This is a genomic window from Gelidibacter pelagius (assembly GCF_017581925.1).
Lineage (GTDB): Bacteria > Bacteroidota > Bacteroidia > Flavobacteriales > Flavobacteriaceae > Gelidibacter > Gelidibacter pelagius.
Genome location: NZ_JAGEVG010000004.1, coordinates 38629 through 56029, shown reverse-complemented (window position 1 = coordinate 56029; position 17401 = coordinate 38629). Strand labels below are relative to the sequence as shown.

The window sequence follows — 17401 nt, the reverse complement described above, 5'->3', positions numbered from 1 at the left end:
AGGTTTTTTTGTTTGTGGTTTCTAGTTCAATCCAATCATTGGAACGCTGACCTGCCCGTTCGTTCAGGCGGGTGACGCTGATTTTACTGATTTTCACGGATTTTGTTAGAATGCTAAATTAAAAAATCTTTGGATAACTCTTCTGGAATTTGGAATTTGTCTTTTGGAATTTCAGTCTGTATCTACTCTAGAAGAAAACATCCATTAATCCTTCACCATCGCCAATATTTTCACCGCCTTCTCAAAATGATCCAACTTATGGGTTAGGATCCACCACGTAGCAGCTTCCATCAACAATTCAGGAGTCTCATTTTTATTGGCAAAAAAAGCATAAAAAGACAAACCGACATTGGGGCCTTTTGAAGCAATCTTTGCCTCACAAACCGTAATCATTTTATCTTTTAGCGTTGCATTTAACATTTGAAGGTTCGTGTTTCTTGTTAACTAAAATTATACTCGTACGGAAAATTACAACTTCAGTTTCAAATTCAATTCCCCGTCACGGCAGATACATCCTATGGGTAGGCTTGTTTCTTGATTGTTATCTAAGCCAATAATACTTACGGACTGGTAATTTTATTTTTGACTTCAACTTCGATTTCTCGCCTACGCAAAAGCTGCGGACTGGCAGACGGACGTACTGGCTATTTTAATTCCGTCTATTCCTATTTCTATTTCTACCCGAACCAGTTCCAGAACTTGAGCTTTTGGAGCTTGTTTTAGTAGTACTTGCTTTTCTCTGTTGTGGCCTTCCACCTCTTCCTTGGCCTTGTTTGATAGGCTCAGTAGAAGCGTTTGGATCAGGTTCAAAACCTTCGACAATCTCCACAGGAATACGTTCCCCAATTAACTTTTGAATATCACGAAGGAAGCTTGTTTCATCAGCACTGACCAAAGAAACCGCCAATCCACTTGCTCCTGCCCTACCTGTTCTGCCAATACGATGCACATAATCCTCGGCAATATTAGGCAGTTCAAAATTGACTACATGTGGCAATAACGGAATATCCAATCCGCGGGCAGCAATATCAGTCGCTACCAATACGCGCACAGTACCTCTCTTGAAGCCGTCCAAAGCTTTGGTTCTTGCTCCTTGGCTTTTATTACCATGGATGGCCATGGCCGTAATATCACTGCTGATGAGTTTCTTGGTCAATTTATTCGCACCGTGCTTGGTACGTGTAAAAACCAATACCTGCTCCCAATTTCCTTCTGAAATCAACTTCACCAATAAGTCAGGTTTTAACCCTTTAGCAACGCGATATACCTGTTGGTCAATAGCATCTACTGTTGTGTTTTCTGGAGTGGCTTCCACCATTACGGGATGGTTAAGAATCTCATTGGCAAGCGCTTTAATATCTCTTGAAAACGTAGCCGAAAACAAAAGATTTTGTCGTTTGGCTGGCATGACTGCCATGATTTTTTTGATATCGCGCAAAAAGCCCATATCCAACATACGGTCGGCTTCATCTAATACAAGAATCTCAACATTGGCGAGTGACAATACGCGTTGGTTGTGCAAATCTAGCAACCGTCCTGGGGTGGCGACAAGCACATCTACACCATTGCGAAGTGTTGCCACTTGCGGATTTTGGTTGACACCGCCAAAAATAACGGTGCTTCTAATATCTAAATACGTACTGTATTGTTTGACGTTTTGATACACCTGAGCCGCCAATTCGCGGGTTGGTGTCAATACCAAAGCGCGTACTGGGCGTTGGCGCAAAGTTTGTCCTTGAGACAACAATTGCAGTAATGGTAGTGTAAAACCTGCTGTTTTCCCAGTCCCCGTTTGAGCCGATGCTAAAACATCTTTTCCTTCTAATATTAATGGGATGGCTTTTTGTTGAATTGGTGAAGGCGTTGTATAGCCTTGTTTGCTGACTGCTTTAAGCAAAGCATCAGATAATCCTAATGAATTGAATGACATAAATTGTGTTTACGAAGCAAACACTATTAATTTAGGTCACTCCTTTAAATTTTGTGCAAATGTACGGCTAAATTGGTCGTAATTACGCAATGTGCTGTATTATATTGAAAATCGCATTCAACCAAATCAACCACAAACGCTCGCCCTATAAGGTATAACACTATATTAAGCCAACTACAAATCCCAACCCATACCTGTCGCCTATTGTCTGCTTTTTAATAGTTCGGTCCGCTTTTTAGGGGTTTTCTCCCAGTTTTGTTCGATACTTGTTCGAGTGAGCCTCGGTAAAATGGGGTATTGCAGAAGATTTGTCGAAGGAATGTAAAAAACAGTACGAATGCGAACCTATTTCCAGTAGGCTATAAATACTTAATTCTACTTATAGGTTATCTGATTAGAATAAGGTATTTTGGTGGACTCCAATTAATAATCTCAGGGCAAGCCCAAAAGGTATGATTAAGAAATTGTATTTTCAATCAATAAAAGCCTCATAGTATTAAAGCCCACTGCTAAGAATAAAGCATACTGCAAAAGACGTTCAGGCATACAAACTGAGGTTTATACGCAGATGTACAAAGAAATTAAAAAAAATGGAAGATTTTTGGAATAACAGATACAAGGAAAAAGAATTCGCATACGGAACGAGTCCAAATGTATTCTTTAAAAATACGATTGATAAACTAAATATAGAGGGAACACTACTTTTACCAGCTGAAGGTGAAGGCAGAAACGCTGTTTATGCAGCAAAAAAAGGACTGAATGTACTGGCTTTTGATATTAGCGAAGAAGGCAAAAACAAAGCGATGGAGTTAGCCCGTTCAGAGCATGTGGAAATCGATTATCGGGTTGGGGAATTAAACCAACTCAATCTGAAAAAGAACAGCTTTGACGCTCTCGCCCTAATTTACGCTCATTTTGCTGCTAACGAAAAAGACAAATTACACAAGGATCTAGCTAAATTAATAAAACCGAATGGCTATCTGATTTTGGAAGGTTTTAGTGTCAACAATCTTGAACTTCGTGAAAAAAATCCTAATGTGGGAGGCCCAGCAAATAGAGAGATGCTATATTCGAAACAGGAAATTAAACAAACCTTCATCGATTTCGAAATCATTGAACTTGAAGAAACTCAAATAGAATTAAAGGAAGGTAGTTTTCATAATGGATTAGCAAGCGTGATTAGGTTTATTGGAAAGAAGAACGCGTAAACTTTATGTCATTAATTGCCTTCCAAATCCAATACAAAATTGAATTCTATGAAAAATAGCAATCAAGATTATGTTCCTGACATACTTGGTGATGGTTTTGAACAACTGACCTTGACCCTCAATGATGATTATGAAGGTAAGGTCATTGCAACTTTAATCCGTAGGGAATCTATAACTTCTTCCGCTAAGGCCATTTTATACATTCATGGTTTTAGCGATTATTTCTTTCAAGAGCAAATGGCCAAACGCTTCAGTAAAGAGGGCTATACGTTCTATGCTTTGGACCTAAGGAAGTACGGTCGGTCGTACATGAGCCATCAAATAATAAATAATGTCCGTTCGCTTATAGAGTATGATGAAGAGATAAACGAAGCTTTACATATCATTAAATCAGAAAAGCATTCAGAAGTGATATTAATGGGCCATTCTACTGGTGGGCTCATTATCACCCATTATGCCGGGAGGTATTTTAAAAGCGGTTTATTCCATGGAATCATCTGCAACAGCCCGTTCTATGAATTTAATCTGAGTGCTTTTGAACGGAAAATTGGAATCCCCACACTATCTTTTTTAAGCAAATATTTCCCCGACATGTTAATCTCAGGTGGCTTTTCAAGATTCTATGGCTACAGTCTTCATCAAGACAACTATGGGGAATGGAACTATAATCTCTCGTGGAAACCTCACGACCTCCCAAAGGTGACGCTAAGTTTCATAAACGCCATTCACACGGCTCACAAAAGCATACAAAACAATCTGAAATTGGCCGTACCTGCCCTGGTACTTTATAGCAGTCAAACTATTAATGATAGAAAATGGTCAGAACGGTTTATGGAAGGAGATGCTGTTTTGAATGTGGACCACATCCACGAATATGCCAGTCAACTCAGGGGCGAAGTGACCACTTGCGAAATTGAAAATGGTTTGCACGATTTAGTACTCTCTAAAAAGCCTATTAGAGAACATGTTTATAAAATAATATTTGAATGGCTTAAGGTCAATGTCAGATAAGAAACGATAACAATTTCAAAACCCCTACAGCAATGACAGAATTTTGGGAAGAAACATTTAAAATGAATCAGGAAATGTGGGGTTTTAAACCCGCAAAATCCACTGTATTGATAAATGATTTCTTTGTTGAACACAACGTAAAAAACATACTTATTCCTGGGATTGGTTATGGACGAAACGCACAAATATTTAGGGATAACGGAATAACGGTAACAGGTATTGAAATTTCCAAGACAGCCATTGATTTAGCACATAAACATTTTGGCGATGATTTACATATTTATCACGGTTCTGTCACTGAAATGCCATTTGATAAAAACCAGTATGACGGTATATATTGCTATGCGTTAATTCACCTGTTAGACAAAAAAGACAGAAAAAAACTAATTACAGACTGCTATAACCAACTCTCAGAAAACGGTTTTATGGTGTTTACAACGGTTACCAAGGAGGCACAGATTTATGGTCACGGAACCTGCATCGACAAAGACAGATTTGAAATATTTGGTGGCGTAAAAATGTTCTTCTACGACAGGGAGTCCGTACAAGAAGAATTTGGTCAAGCAGGTCTTTTTGAGATAACAGAGGTGATGGACATTTATCCGTTTTATCTTATAAAATGTAAGAAAAGAGAATCAAAAAGGTTCATAACAAGTTCTGTGCTATAAAAACCATCCTTAAAGATTATTTTTGTTATGCAACGTCGACAACTATTTATTTTAATTATCTTTAAAAATCCTACGAGGCCCTTTAAAAAATCGTCATGATCAGAAAACTGACTATACTATTTCTAATTACCTTCCAAATTGGTGCTGCCCAAAACTATGATACGGTCGTTATGGACACGCACAATATTGACGCTTCCAATGAGGTGTACTTGGTAGGAAACGCTTATATATTTGATTACGAAATCATCAAGGACGGTAAAGTTCTGAAACTCAAAAGCAATAAAGGCATGTATGGAAGTGCCGAATTTGAATTGGTACCTTTAGCTACTGATGATATTGATGTAGACAAAATTCGATTAGTGGTACAACAGGTTTCAGATACGGAAAGAACCAACGAGGGACAAACGGAAATATCCTATATTCAAGATCCACTGTCAAAAGGCATGAGTTTAACTGGATTGGTAGATAATTCACACAACATTTGGCTCCACCCCGTCCGAACCGGGTTTTTCAATGCCTTGCAAACCGCCCCGTTTCCATTTGTAAAGAAACCCTTATCTGTCGGTCAAGAATGGACGGACAAAATGGGAATTGGAAAAAATTGGAGTAATGCACTTTGGGGAATCTGGGAAGAGCCCTTATTACTCTCCCTCAATTACAAAATAAGCAAAATGGAAAAGATTAGAACCGCTTTTGGAACCTTAGACTGTTTTGTCATAGAAAGTTCTGCCATCTCTGATATTGGCACAACCAAATTGACAAGTTATTTTTCCAGCCTCTATGGTTTTGTGCGTATGGAATATGAACTTCTTAACGGCATTAAAGTGAATTTTTGGTTAGTGGATTTAAAAAGAGGCTAAACCGATTAATCAAATGTCAACGTCATTCGAGTTTATGAATTAGATTCTTAACACTGATCATAAACATGATTAACGCTCCTCACCAAGAATTAGACTGCCAAAATCAAAAAATTATTTCCATAGTATTATCAACTCAGCTACTGTATTTAAACTTCATAAATTAAAAAAACTGATCAAGCTTTAAAACATACTGTAACTATAAGCCTATTTTTGCACTGAGTCCATCTTAATCTCACGCATTCTGATAATTTAAAAGAACACTATCCATGTCCAAACTTGAAATAGTACATGAAAACAATGATTATATAGTTATCAATAAAACAGCTGGACTCATAAGTGAAAAAAGCCCGTACGAGAATACTACTGTCGAAGATCAAGTGTTCAATCACTTTTCGAAGAATAAACAAAAACCTTATGTTGGCGTCATACACCGATTGGATCGGGTGACCAGTGGCGTATTGGTATTTGCCAAGAAAAAAAGTATTCTTGTGGAATTTAACACGCTTTTCAGCAGTCGAAAAGTTCAAAAGACATATCTGGCCATTGTTAAAAACAAACCCCTAAAAGACAAGGATAACTTAACTAATTTTCTCGTCAAAAACACATTGGAAAAAAGAGCCGATATCGTTCCATCGAAATCAAAAGACTCTCAAAAATGTATGCTTTCCTATGAAGTTATAGGCAAAAATGATTTGGGTTATCTTTTAGAGATAAAACCAAAAACTGGTCGTTTCCATCAGATAAGAGCGCAATTGGCACATATAGGCCTGCCCATTATTGGAGATGATAAATATGGCTCAGATGAAGATTACTTCCCACTTGCTATTTGTCTTCACGCTTGGAAATTAAGCTATCAAACCTCGGAATCCAAAGAAGTAATAACCTACGAAGCAACGCCACCAAGAAACGCTTTTTGGGAATTTAAATCCTTCACAATGTAGTAGCATAAAGAAAAATGTCAATCAGAGATTTATACCTTCCTGAAGTTCAGCTCAAGATCTTCCTCCTCCACAAATAATCCGAAGTTTAAAAGAATAAAAAATCTTATTACCTTTCTACCTTTCATTTCATTTCAACCAAAGATGTTTAAAAACATATATTGTCTGAGTTTTTATCTTTTTATTGCTTTCACATTTTCTTGTACGTCACAAGAAGAAACGAAATTAAAAGTCTTACAATTCAATATCTGGCAAGAAGGCACCATCGTTCCCGGTGGATTTGATGCGATTATTGACGAGGTCATTCGCACCGATGCAGATTTAATAGCCTTGAGCGAAGTCAGAAATTATGATGATAAAACTCTTGCGGATCGTTTGGTAAAAGCCCTATCAGAAAAAGGCCAAACCTATTATTCAGAGCGCAGTGAAGATTCGGGTATTCTTTCGCGTTATCCTATCCTTTCCCAAACCGCGGTATACCCTTTGAATAATGATCAGGGTTCGGTTACAAAAGCAATAATAAAGGTTAAGAACAACGAAATTGTATTCTATAGCGCTCATTTAGATTACCGTCATTGCAGTCTTTATTTACCACGTGGCTATCATAGTTCCACTTGGGAAAAGTTAGACGCTATCGTTACGGATTCATTAACCATCGCCACCGATAATTTGGCATCTATGCGTGATGAAGCCATTAGTGCGCTAATTACGGATGCTTTGAATGAAAAGTTGCTTGACAGATTGGTGATTTTTGGTGGGGATCTAAACGAACCGTCCTTTTTGGACTGGACAGAAGCCACCAAGGATTTATATGATCATAACGGCGTTGTGATGCCCTGGCACAACACCTTAGACCTCCATAAAGCAGGCTTTATTGATACTTATCGTGAAATATACCCAAATCCCGTAACGCACCCAGGATTCACATTTCCAGCCGATACACCATTGATACCGATTGATAAATTAGCCTGGGCTCCAGATGCTGACGATCGCGATCGGATTGATTATATTTTTTATTTACCTTCTGATAAATTAAAGCTCATGGACGCCAAGGTCATTGGCCCGCAAGGTTCTATTGTCCGCAATAAACGTGTTTTAGAAACTTCAGATGATCCCATTGAAACGCCCGAAGGCATCTGGCCTACAGATCATAAAAACGTGCTTGCAGTTTTTAAAATGATTCAATGATATTTTATTTTATCAGCATAAAGTCAATCTAACAATGTCAGTGGAAAACACCACTATTGGCATAATTTTTTACTAAATTAGAGGTTGAGAAAATCACTGTCTTCATCATCATATAAACTTATTCATGAAACAAATCAACACTTCTTTTATTATCGGCCTTTTGTTGGCGACATTTATTATTTCCACGGATAGTTTTAGTCAAACCTATGGCCAGAATGGCATGGTGGTTTCTGATAATACGGTGGCATCACAAGTTGGTACTGACATCCTTAAAAAAGGAGGTAACGCTATTGATGCGTCTATTGCTACAGCTTTTGCACTTGCCGTAACCCATCCGCAAGCTGGAAATATAGGTGGCGGCGGTTTCATCGTCTACACCGACGCTACAGGCAAATCCACAACCATCGATTTTAGAGAAAAAGCGCCATTGTTGGCTACTGCGGATATGTTTTTGGACAGTTCCGGAAACCTCGTAAAAGGCAGCAACCATGAGGGACTTAAATCTGTTGGCGTCCCCGGAACGGTTGCCGGCTTATATTTGGCCCATCAGAAATATGGTGCACTACCTTGGAAAGATCTGGTGCAACCGTCAGTAGATTTAGCTGAAAAAGGGGTCATATTATCTTATGCTCTGGCTGAACATGCTAAAAACTTCAATAAGAGTTCCAGTACCAAACCACAATTCTTGAAAGATTACTATAAAAAACCAAGCGGTGAACTGGTCAAATTTGGTGAATTATGGGTTCAGAAGAACCTTGCAGAAACTCTAAAACTGATTCGCGATAAGGGTAAAGATGGTTTTTACAAGGGCGCCGTAGCTCAAGAAATTGCAACGTTTATGAAAGCGAATGGTGGGATCATCACTCTTGAAGATTTAAATAAATACGAAGCTGTAGAACGCGAAGCGATTACAGGGACTTATAAGGATTATGGCATTGTGTCCATGCCCCCACCAAGTTCTGGAGGTGTTGCAATTATAGAAATGCTCAACATTATGGAGCAGGCCAATTTGGATTCCATCCCCTTTAATTCCACCCAATATGTACACTTGGTTGCCGAAGCCATGCGACGTGCTTTTGCCGACCGAGCGCAATATCTTGGTGATCCTGATTTTAATTTGGAAATGCCATTGGACCGACTGACTTCAAAAGAATTTGCAAAAATGCGATATGAAAATATCGATATGAACAGAGCTTCTGTGAGCGATTCACTAAAATTCGGACAACTTTATGATGGTCCAAACACCACGCATTTATCGGTGGTTGATAAAGCCGGAAATGCCGTATCCCTAACGTATACCATTGAACAATCTTATGGCTCAGGACTGGGTTCACCAAAGCTTGGCTTCATTTTCAATAATGAAATGGGCGACTTTAATCCGCAACCGGGATATACCGATACCGGCTGGTTGATTGGCACGGATCCGAATATTATCCAACCAGAAAAAAGAATGTTGAGCAGCATGAGTCCTACCATTGTTACGAAAAACGGAAAACCTTATTTGGTGATCGGAAGTCCGGGTGGAAGAACCATTATCAATACAGTTTTTCAAACCATTTTAAACGTCATCGCCTATGACATGCCTATTGACAAAGCCATCGAAGCCATGAAAATACACCATCAATGGTTTCCTGATCAAATCATCTTTGAAAACGACCTGATGTCGCCAGATACTCAAATGAATCTGTTGCAAATGGGCCATAAACTTCAAGGCACAAAGAACTTAGGGCGATTGATGGGCATTTTAATCCCTACGGATGGCGATGTATATATTGGCGCAGCAGATTCATCGAGTCCGGATGGTGGTGCGGTGGGGTATTAATCTGCGAAACTAAACCTTAAGTTTTAGTTGCATTACTTTTACCTTTTTTGATGTTTGACACCAATAAACATCTATCGTAAAAAAATTAAAGATGATGTTGTATTCAAGCTATAAGCTCCATCTTGCATAATTTTAAGAACCAATTATTAGCTCATAAACAAATTTACATGCGAACACCGATCCACGCCACCAAAAAATTAGAAAAACTGATCAAAAAATTGGTTAAGCCACAAAGCTCCAATGAAGCCTGTGGCATTTTAGGGAAATGGAATGCCACTATTTTCTATGTTGACCGCAAAAAATGTTGGCTTGTTTCAAATGCCAGAACTCAGTATGTCATTATTTTGACAGACATAAAAGCATCCGACTTACGAGATATCGAAGATGTTTTCAAGAATGCGTTTTACGGGCAATTGGTTTATGACGAGATAATCACCGATTTTGAAAGAATTGAAACACTAATTGGCGGATTGGATTTTTTACCAACGGATAACGATAGAAAGACTACAGGTTTTCAAAACCACCGTCTTCAAGACTTGAAATTATGGCAATGTCAATTTGGAAGCTTAGAAAATATGCCAATGAAAGAATTGAGCAGTCGCATGAACGGCATGCCAATCCATCTCGGCGCCGGAAAAAAGATGTCTGACTACACCACATCTATAGACGCAATGAAAACACTTTTAAATTTCTAAATCCCAAAGAATAAAGTAAGGTCCGAATAAATGCAATCCCCATAAAATAGTCTTTTCGAACCTTTGATAGAACGCAGATGGCACTGATTCAACTGATTCATTAATTTCCTTTAAACATCAAGAGGATTTTGTGAAACCTTTAAGTCTCCCCTGCCTCGCCAAAATTCAGGCTTACGAAACACTATATAATAGCTTCCTTTCAGAATGAATTTTAGACACTAATTTCACGGATTACACGGATTCAAAAATTGCACTATTTTGAAATTAATCTACATAATAAAACATTGGCCAGTAATGTATCAAAAATAATCACTACAATAATTGTAAACGGCTCTGTGTACCATTTTGCTTCCTTTATGCTCTGTAACAACCCGAAAAATCTCCATTTCAAATAAAGAATTTTTACCAACCACACATAAAAATAATGACCGATAATCAACCATTTCATCAAAAAAACGTAACTTTTACAGACATAAGACTACTCATAAAGCAATCAACCAAACTAATCTGTCATGAAAAAATTTATCTGTCTTTTCTTTTGTCTCGCCCTTTTTAGCTCTCCCTACGCACAAACTGACAAGCGTCTAAAAGGTCTTGATAAAGACCTCAACGCCATTTTAGAGGCCACGAAAGCGCCTGGTTTTGCAGTAGCGGTCGTTGATGGTGACAAAGTTATTTACTCAAAAGGTTTTGGTTATAGCGATTATGAAAATAAAGTGCCTGCAGATGCCAATACGCTCTTTGCGATTGGTTCTTCCACAAAAGCATTTACCTCAGCCCTTCTTGGTCAATTAAGAGCGGAAGACAAATTATCGTTTGATGACAGTCCCATAAAATATATTCCCGAATTAAAATTCTATAATGATAATTTAGACAATAAGATCATCATCAAAGATTTGATGCGACATAGCACGGGCCTACCTCGTCATGATTTAAGCTGGTATTTTTTTCCATCCGCGGACAAGGATAGCCTAATTGCGCGTATCGCCTACCAGGAACCTTTTACAGGGCTCAGACAGGAATGGCACTATAATAATTTTATGTTTTTGGCACAAGGAGTCATTGCAGAAAAGATTACAGACCAATCTTGGGAAGAGAATATCAAGACACGGTTTTTTGATCCGCTGGGCATGTCACGTTCACAAACTTTATTAAGCGAGCTGCAAAAGATGGACAATACCGCCTTCGGTTATGAACTCAAAAAGAACGATAATATCAGCAAAATGGATTACTATGACATCTCCGGCATGAGTCCCGCAGGAAGTATCTATAGTAGCGTCAATGACATGACAAATTGGTTAAAGCTATGGATCAACAAGGGGAAGCATTACGACCAACAGATTTTATCAGAAATGTATATTAATGAAGCCATGAGTTCTCAAATGGTAATGAATGGTGCATTACCTGAAGAAGAAAACCCTGATCTGTTTTTTGCCAATTATGGTTATGGATGGATGGTCATGTCGTACAGAGGCCATTATCGCGTGGAACATGGTGGTAATATTGATGGGTTTGCAGCAAGTGTTGCTTTCTTCCCAAGTGATAAATTAGGAATTGTGGTGTTGGCAAATCAAAATGGCTCTTCAGTGCCAAGCTTAGTAAGAAATACTATTGCAGATAGACTCTTGGGTGGAAAAACCACAGATTGGACCAAGCGGTTTGTTGATGCTCAGGAGAAAGCGAAAAAGATGGAAGCAGAATTGAAACTGGAAGACAGTGAAACTACTCAAGTCAAGAACACAAAACCTTCGCACGTCATGAGAGATTATACGGGCAGTTATGAGAATGCGGGCTACGGCAGCTTTAATGTGGCTATTGAAAACGACTCGTTATTTGCAAATCTTAAGCATAAAAAATTATATTTAAAACATTACCATTATGATGTGTTTGAGCCTTTAGAAGTGACCAAAACTGACATCGACACCACTGATGCCAGCCCAATGCGATTAAATTTTGCAACTGGAGATGGTGGTGAGATCATTAATGTCACCATGAAAACGGAAGCAGCACTTGAACCTATTGCATTTAAGCGTACGCCAAACACCATAGATGTAAGCCCTGCCAATTTGGAAATGTATGTAGGTGATTATAATATGATGGGCACCACCCTAAAAATCTATATCAAAAACGAGACTGTACTTTATCTTTTTGTTCCCGGCCAACCAGAATATGAACTGATGCCTACAGAAAAACATAAGTTTTCACTTAAAGTAGCCGATGGGTATAAAATTGAGTTTTTGGAATCTGAAGACGTCATTACAGAGATGAACCTGATTCAGCCGAATGGAACGTTTAAGGCGAAAAAAGAAACCAATTAACCCAAGCTTTTCAAAACGTACGTAAAGAACTGTTCCCAGACTACCAATGTGATGACAGATTTTAATTAAAAAACAGGATTGTGGAGAATTTACAATTCAAATCATAAAAATATACATCTGAATTACCTCACACATAATTCTATATAAAATTTATTTTGAGATGTTCTCAACACGATTGAAAGAATTAAGTAATATTGCTGAGGAATAATTAGAACTCGATTTTTAGTTAATAAATTACAGTATCACGTCTCATTTTAAAAAAACGCTATGAGCATATTCAAAAAATTGTTTGATAATAAACCAGAGAACATTGCCTCCTACGCTGATTTTTGGAATTGGTTTAAAGACAACGAAAAAACCTTTTATAATGTAATCAAGAACAAAGGCGATATCCAGAAAAGCTTTTTCAATAAGCTAGGACCAAAACTTGACCAAATAAATGAGGGCATTTGGTTTTTGGTTGGTATGACTGATGATACCACTGCCGAAATAATCTTCACACCCGACGGCATCATAAAAAATATCGTTTTTGTTGAAGAACTGGTTAGGGCTGCTCCAGATTTAGAGCATTGGAAATTTACCGCACTCAAACAACCTTCAAAGCCAGATAACCCGTTTGGAATTGAAATGGAAGGCTATAAATTTGATGCAGATAAATTGAGTTTCTACGCTACTGATCATCCCAATATGCCAGATATAATAGATCTCACCATTGCTTATAAGGACTACAATGGACAGGACAAATCTGTGATGGATAATGGTGTCTATTTGACTTTAGACAATAATTTAGGCGAATTAAATTCAGTGACTGCAATTGATCGTCTCAACATTATAGATCCCTCAGATGCCACACAAGAGCTTATACCATTTAACAAATTAAACGATTTTTTAATTTGGAGAGAAAAGGAATTTGTTGAAAAATATCATGGACTCAGACACGATACCGAGAACGATACTTATTCGAGCATGGAAGCTACCTTAGAGAATGGGTTGCCTTTAATTGCCATTGTCAACACTGATTTATTGCAATGGGACAGTAAAGCCTCACATCCATGGATTGCAACGGTTAAAATAGCATATAACGGCGAAAACAATAATGGTTTGCCAGATTCTGACACCTATCAACTCCTCAACGAGATAGAAGATCAAATCATGAAAGAATTGAAAGATTCAGAAGGCTATTTAAATATTGGAAGAGAAACCGCCGATTCTCTTAGAGAAGTCTACTTTGCATGTATTGACTTTAGAAAACCCTCAAAAGTTCTTCATAATATGCAGCAGGACTATAAAAACAAATTAGACATCACATTTGACCTATACAAAGACAAATACTGGCAATCATTTGATCGCTATTTGCCTCACCATTAAAAATAGGCTTTCAACTTCGCCATCGGATTTGTCTCTCTATTGATGTATCCATGGGTCAAACTGCTCACAATGAGAACAAGGGCTGCACCGCCCGCTACATAGGCAATTGTGACTTCATGCTCATAATTGGTATAGGCAATGGCTATGAGTGCCCAAGCGCCAACCAAGGCAAATTCACGCATATTTCGAGTCCAAGTCACAATTAAATTAATGATCAAGGCCACAATAATCATGAAAATCGTCCATGCCTCTTCAGACATTCCAAAGCCGCTCCACTCTATTTTTGTTAAATAGGAAGACACGTTGGCAATACTTGCTACGGTAACCCAACCGCTATAAAACACAAAAGGCCACCATAAAAAAGCGATCACAGAAATGGGTGCATCCCACAATTCCATCGCATTGTTTATCACAATTTTTAATAACGAGAACAACAGCAAAAAGATGAACACACAGGACAAACCAATATAGCCATAAAGCCATAAAAACACCCATGCAGAATTCGCTAGGCATGATATCACAAACCACCAGCCAATTTTTAAAACAAAATCATCATCCCTCACTTTCACAAATAAGCTTCTCCCCTGATAAACAATAAAACCAATGAGTAATAAGTAAATAAATCCCCAAATGGAAAAAGCATAGCCTGCTGGAGTAAAAAGTGAATTCAAATCACCTGAAACCTCACCGATAGTTGTGTTGTTGATAGCACCAGTATTGGAAATATAATTGATGATAATAGTGGAAACGAGCGCAATACCATTGCTAATTTGTAAGATTCTTTTCATAGGAATGTTCTGCGATGTTACGAAGGATCAAATTAAAATCACCTCTTGCTAATGACACAATTTACGAAATACATCGCAAAAAATTAACACATTCAAAAGTGGTGTTGACTCAAATAAACTCACGGTACTGAAGCACTCTAAAATCGAAGGTATTGAAATTGGGGTTTTTGGCCTTTAGATGTTGGTATAGAGGCATCCTGCTAATGGAAATATTTGCCGCTCCTGATCCTGAAGTAAGGGAGACTGTTTTGATAGTTCGAGTTTGAAGATCTCCGGGTTTTACTTGAGATGATATACTTGCATCTTTAACTGTGTTTAGTTTGGCGGGAAGTTCAAATTCATGGATTCGTGGTACCTCATCAGATACCACTTTCAATTTCAATCCGTAGGTTTTTAAATGTTTTCTGAAGAAATATTCCGGACCATTTTTGCTATTGCCACCCGTAAATAATAAGGTGTCGATATTGGGATAGTTTTGAAGATATCCGATCAGGTTGCGCAAGTGAATATTGGTCATGCCCAAGTCAGAGGCATTTATTTTTTCCCGCTCACAACTTTCTACAATATCGCAGATCCCAATTTTATGTTCAATTAAAAAGGTTTTCCGTTGAGCAACGGCTTCTTCCGAATTATCAAATCGCAGATGGAGCTTATAAATCTCATCAATAAATAACCACAACGAATTAAAATAGCTGCCATAGCAAAAATCGACATCCTTTTCCAACAATTCGCCAACTGAGAAGCGTGGCGGCGGCAAAGTTCCAACAATCAGTTTTGTGGTATCGTTTTTAATAAATGGCGGATATGGGTGTTCGTGAAAAAACAACTACAAACTTTTTTTCAATTTTTCAACCTCAAGAATGGTCTCTTTATAAATGCGTTGGTTGGTTGATGTCATATTTTGCATTTCAATAGAGAGCTCTTCCAAAATTTCTTTGGCATCAGAGGTTTTATCAATACTCAACATCAGTTTCGCAAACGCGACACGTTCATTATAGTTGGAATAAGGCCTGTCAATCATTCTCAATAAGGCCTCTGCTTCTTCTGTCCTGCCCTTTTCTGCCAAGGCCATCCCATAAAGAAATGGAACTTCTGATTTTTCAAACTCGTTATGACTTTCCAAACCGTCGCTATGTTCAATCACCTGGTCATAATCTTTGATATTATAATAGGATTTGATCAAATGCTCTTTAACGAAAAAGTCGTTTTGTGTCTTGTCCTCCAAGGCGATGTTATAGTGCTCAATAGCAGCCGTATAATCATTGGCCTCCAGATAGGCATCGGCAAGATTGACCCTATGGAGATAGGTGTCCGCAAAGTCAAGCTTTTGTTGCATTGCCTTTAACTTATTGGAAGGATTGATTCTTTTCTTGATATTTTCCTGAATTTTTTCAGAATCATTCTTTTTGGGAACTTGGGTAACCAAATACGCGACACAGCCAACCAGTGGCAAAAATATAATCGCAAAAATCCAATAAAAGGACTTTCTATTTTTGAATAGATGATAGATACAAAAGGCCTGAAAAGCAATAATAAAATAAAAGTACATCTGTTAAATTATGATTAAAGTCTGAAGGTATCGGTTTGTAGTTCTAAAAATTGAGTACCTTCAGGATTACTTCATTTTAACTACAATTAAACTATAATAACAATGGGAAAAGGCGATAAAAAAACGAGACGAGGAAAAATTCAACGTGGATCGTACGGTGTAAAACGTCTTAGGATAAAAAAAAGACCAACCACACTTGAAAAAATCAATTTAGAAAAGAAGTCTAAACCTTAAAAGTTTGGGTCGAATTTGTTTCTATCATCATAAAGCTATCTCGTAAAAACCAATTTATTTTCTACAGATAGCTTTTCATGAAATCTGTAGTTTTCCTTGTCAAAGCCCTTCACATCATCAATGGTCTTTGCATCATTATCTATAATATATCGGGTCATGAGTCCGCGTGCTAATTTGGCATAAATTCCGATGGTCTTATACTCCCCATTTTTCAATTCCTTGAAATCCACATCTATCACAGGAACTTTTAAAGCCTTTTTATCTATGGCTTTAAAATATTCAACACTCGCTAAGTTAAGGAATATCTCATCATCTTTCAACTCGGCATTTAAAGCTTTAGTAATATCTTCTTTCCAAAATTCGTATAAATTTTTATTTTTTCCGATGCTCAATTTAGTGCCCATTTCCAAACGGTAAGGTTGCATCAAGTCCAATGGCTTTAAAATGCCGTACAATCCAGAAAGAATACGTACGGTATCCTGAACTTTCTCTATTTTATTTTTAGGAATGGTATAGGCATCTAAACCTCTATAAACATCGCCGCTAAAGGCATAAATCGCAGGTCTCGCATTGTCTTTTGTGAATGGCATTTCCCAATCCTGATTACGATCATAATTGAGCTGGCTCAAATCTTTCGAGATCCCCATAAGCTCTGCTAAAGCCTTAACTGATTTCTTTTTGAGGACTTTATTGAGACGCTCGGATTGTTTTAAAAAATCAGGTTGCGTAGTTTGATCTGTGGGCAATTCCGTTTCAAAATCTAAGGTTTTTGCTGGCGATAATACAAGTTTCATAATTTTCCCCACTAAAGCGGGTATCTTTTG

17 protein-coding genes are annotated in these 17401 nt (G+C 37.9%); 11 read left to right on the top strand and 6 right to left on the bottom strand.

Going from position 1 to position 17401, the window contains the following annotated elements; all coding sequences use genetic code 11:
• Nucleotides 1-204 precede the first annotated feature (204 nt).
• Together J4051_RS04565 and J4051_RS04560 are read right to left on the bottom strand one after the other, a co-directional pair.
• Complete coding sequence (locus tag J4051_RS04565; RefSeq protein WP_208232677.1) at nt 205-420, bottom strand: DUF6500 family protein; 216 nt, start codon at nt 418-420, stop codon at nt 205-207.
• A 229-nt stretch (nt 421-649) separates the two neighbouring features.
• Complete coding sequence (locus J4051_RS04560) at nt 650-1930, bottom strand: DEAD/DEAH box helicase (RefSeq protein WP_208232676.1); 1281 nt, start codon at nt 1928-1930, stop codon at nt 650-652.
• A gap of 590 nt (nt 1931-2520) precedes the next feature.
• Here J4051_RS04560 and J4051_RS04555 point away from each other — a divergent pair.
• The 10 genes from J4051_RS04555 to J4051_RS04510 all read left to right on the top strand — a co-directional run bounded on the left by J4051_RS04555 (nt 2521) and on the right by J4051_RS04510 (nt 14006).
• A complete protein-coding gene (locus tag J4051_RS04555) occupies nt 2521-3138 on the top strand; it encodes a class I SAM-dependent methyltransferase (RefSeq protein WP_208232675.1) in 618 nt (205 codons plus the stop codon).
• Nucleotides 3139-3186: 48 nt separating this feature from the next.
• The gene (locus J4051_RS04550) at nt 3187-4149 is read left to right on the top strand and encodes an alpha/beta hydrolase (RefSeq protein ID WP_208232674.1); all 963 of its coding nucleotides are present in this window, start codon (nt 3187-3189) and stop codon (nt 4147-4149) included.
• 32 nt (nt 4150-4181) lie between these two features.
• Entirely contained in the window at nt 4182-4817 is a 636-nt protein-coding gene (locus J4051_RS04545) for a class I SAM-dependent methyltransferase (protein ID WP_208232673.1), read from the top strand.
• 95 nt (nt 4818-4912) lie between these two features.
• Nucleotides 4913-5677 carry a hypothetical protein gene (locus tag J4051_RS04540; protein ID WP_208232672.1) on the top strand — a complete coding sequence of 255 codons (765 nt, stop codon included), beginning with the start codon at nt 4913-4915 and terminating at the stop codon, nt 5675-5677.
• 266 nt (nt 5678-5943) lie between these two features.
• Nucleotides 5944-6618, top strand: a complete 675-nt coding sequence (locus J4051_RS04535) for an RluA family pseudouridine synthase (RefSeq protein ID WP_208232671.1) — start codon at nt 5944-5946, stop codon at nt 6616-6618.
• A gap of 141 nt (nt 6619-6759) precedes the next feature.
• Nucleotides 6760-7803, top strand: coding sequence for an endonuclease/exonuclease/phosphatase family protein (locus tag J4051_RS04530; RefSeq protein ID WP_208232670.1), 1044 nt, complete (start codon nt 6760-6762; stop codon nt 7801-7803).
• A 124-nt stretch (nt 7804-7927) separates the two neighbouring features.
• Nucleotides 7928-9625: a gamma-glutamyltransferase gene (ggt, locus tag J4051_RS04525; protein ID WP_208232669.1), complete on the top strand. Its 1698-nt coding sequence runs from the start codon at nt 7928-7930 to the stop codon at nt 9623-9625.
• Nucleotides 9626-9792: 167 nt separating this feature from the next.
• Complete coding sequence (locus J4051_RS04520) at nt 9793-10320, top strand: DUF6933 domain-containing protein (protein ID WP_208232668.1); 528 nt, start codon at nt 9793-9795, stop codon at nt 10318-10320.
• A 512-nt stretch (nt 10321-10832) separates the two neighbouring features.
• Nucleotides 10833-12638 carry a serine hydrolase gene (locus tag J4051_RS04515; protein ID WP_208232667.1) on the top strand — a complete coding sequence of 602 codons (1806 nt, stop codon included), beginning with the start codon at nt 10833-10835 and terminating at the stop codon, nt 12636-12638.
• Between the two features lie 267 nt (nt 12639-12905).
• Nucleotides 12906-14006, top strand: coding sequence for a DUF695 domain-containing protein (locus J4051_RS04510; protein WP_208232666.1), 1101 nt, complete (start codon nt 12906-12908; stop codon nt 14004-14006).
• On the opposite strand, the gene J4051_RS04505 is transcribed toward J4051_RS04510, so the two are convergent.
• From J4051_RS04505 to J4051_RS04495, 3 genes are all read right to left on the bottom strand, one after another.
• Nucleotides 14003-14794: a tryptophan-rich sensory protein gene (locus J4051_RS04505; RefSeq protein WP_208232665.1), complete on the bottom strand. Its 792-nt coding sequence runs from the start codon at nt 14792-14794 to the stop codon at nt 14003-14005. The two genes, J4051_RS04510 and J4051_RS04505, sit on opposite strands and share 4 nt — an antisense overlap.
• A gap of 109 nt (nt 14795-14903) precedes the next feature.
• Nucleotides 14904-15620 (bottom strand): uracil-DNA glycosylase family protein, encoded by a 717-nt coding sequence (locus tag J4051_RS04500; protein ID WP_208232664.1) that lies wholly within the window; start codon nt 15618-15620, stop codon nt 14904-14906.
• Nucleotides 15621-16343, bottom strand: coding sequence for a hypothetical protein (locus tag J4051_RS04495; protein ID WP_208232663.1), 723 nt, complete (start codon nt 16341-16343; stop codon nt 15621-15623). It lies immediately after the preceding gene.
• A 102-nt stretch (nt 16344-16445) separates the two neighbouring features.
• Here J4051_RS04495 and J4051_RS04490 point away from each other — a divergent pair, with 102 nt between their 5' ends.
• Nucleotides 16446-16577 carry a 30S ribosomal protein THX gene (locus J4051_RS04490; RefSeq protein ID WP_163517873.1) on the top strand — a complete coding sequence of 44 codons (132 nt, stop codon included), beginning with the start codon at nt 16446-16448 and terminating at the stop codon, nt 16575-16577.
• Between the two features lie 35 nt (nt 16578-16612).
• Here J4051_RS04490 and yaaA read toward each other — a convergent pair whose 3' ends face one another.
• Nucleotides 16613-17371, bottom strand: a complete 759-nt coding sequence (gene yaaA, locus J4051_RS04485; RefSeq protein WP_208232662.1) for a peroxide stress protein YaaA — start codon at nt 17369-17371, stop codon at nt 16613-16615.
• Nucleotides 17372-17401: the final 30 nt, after the last annotated feature.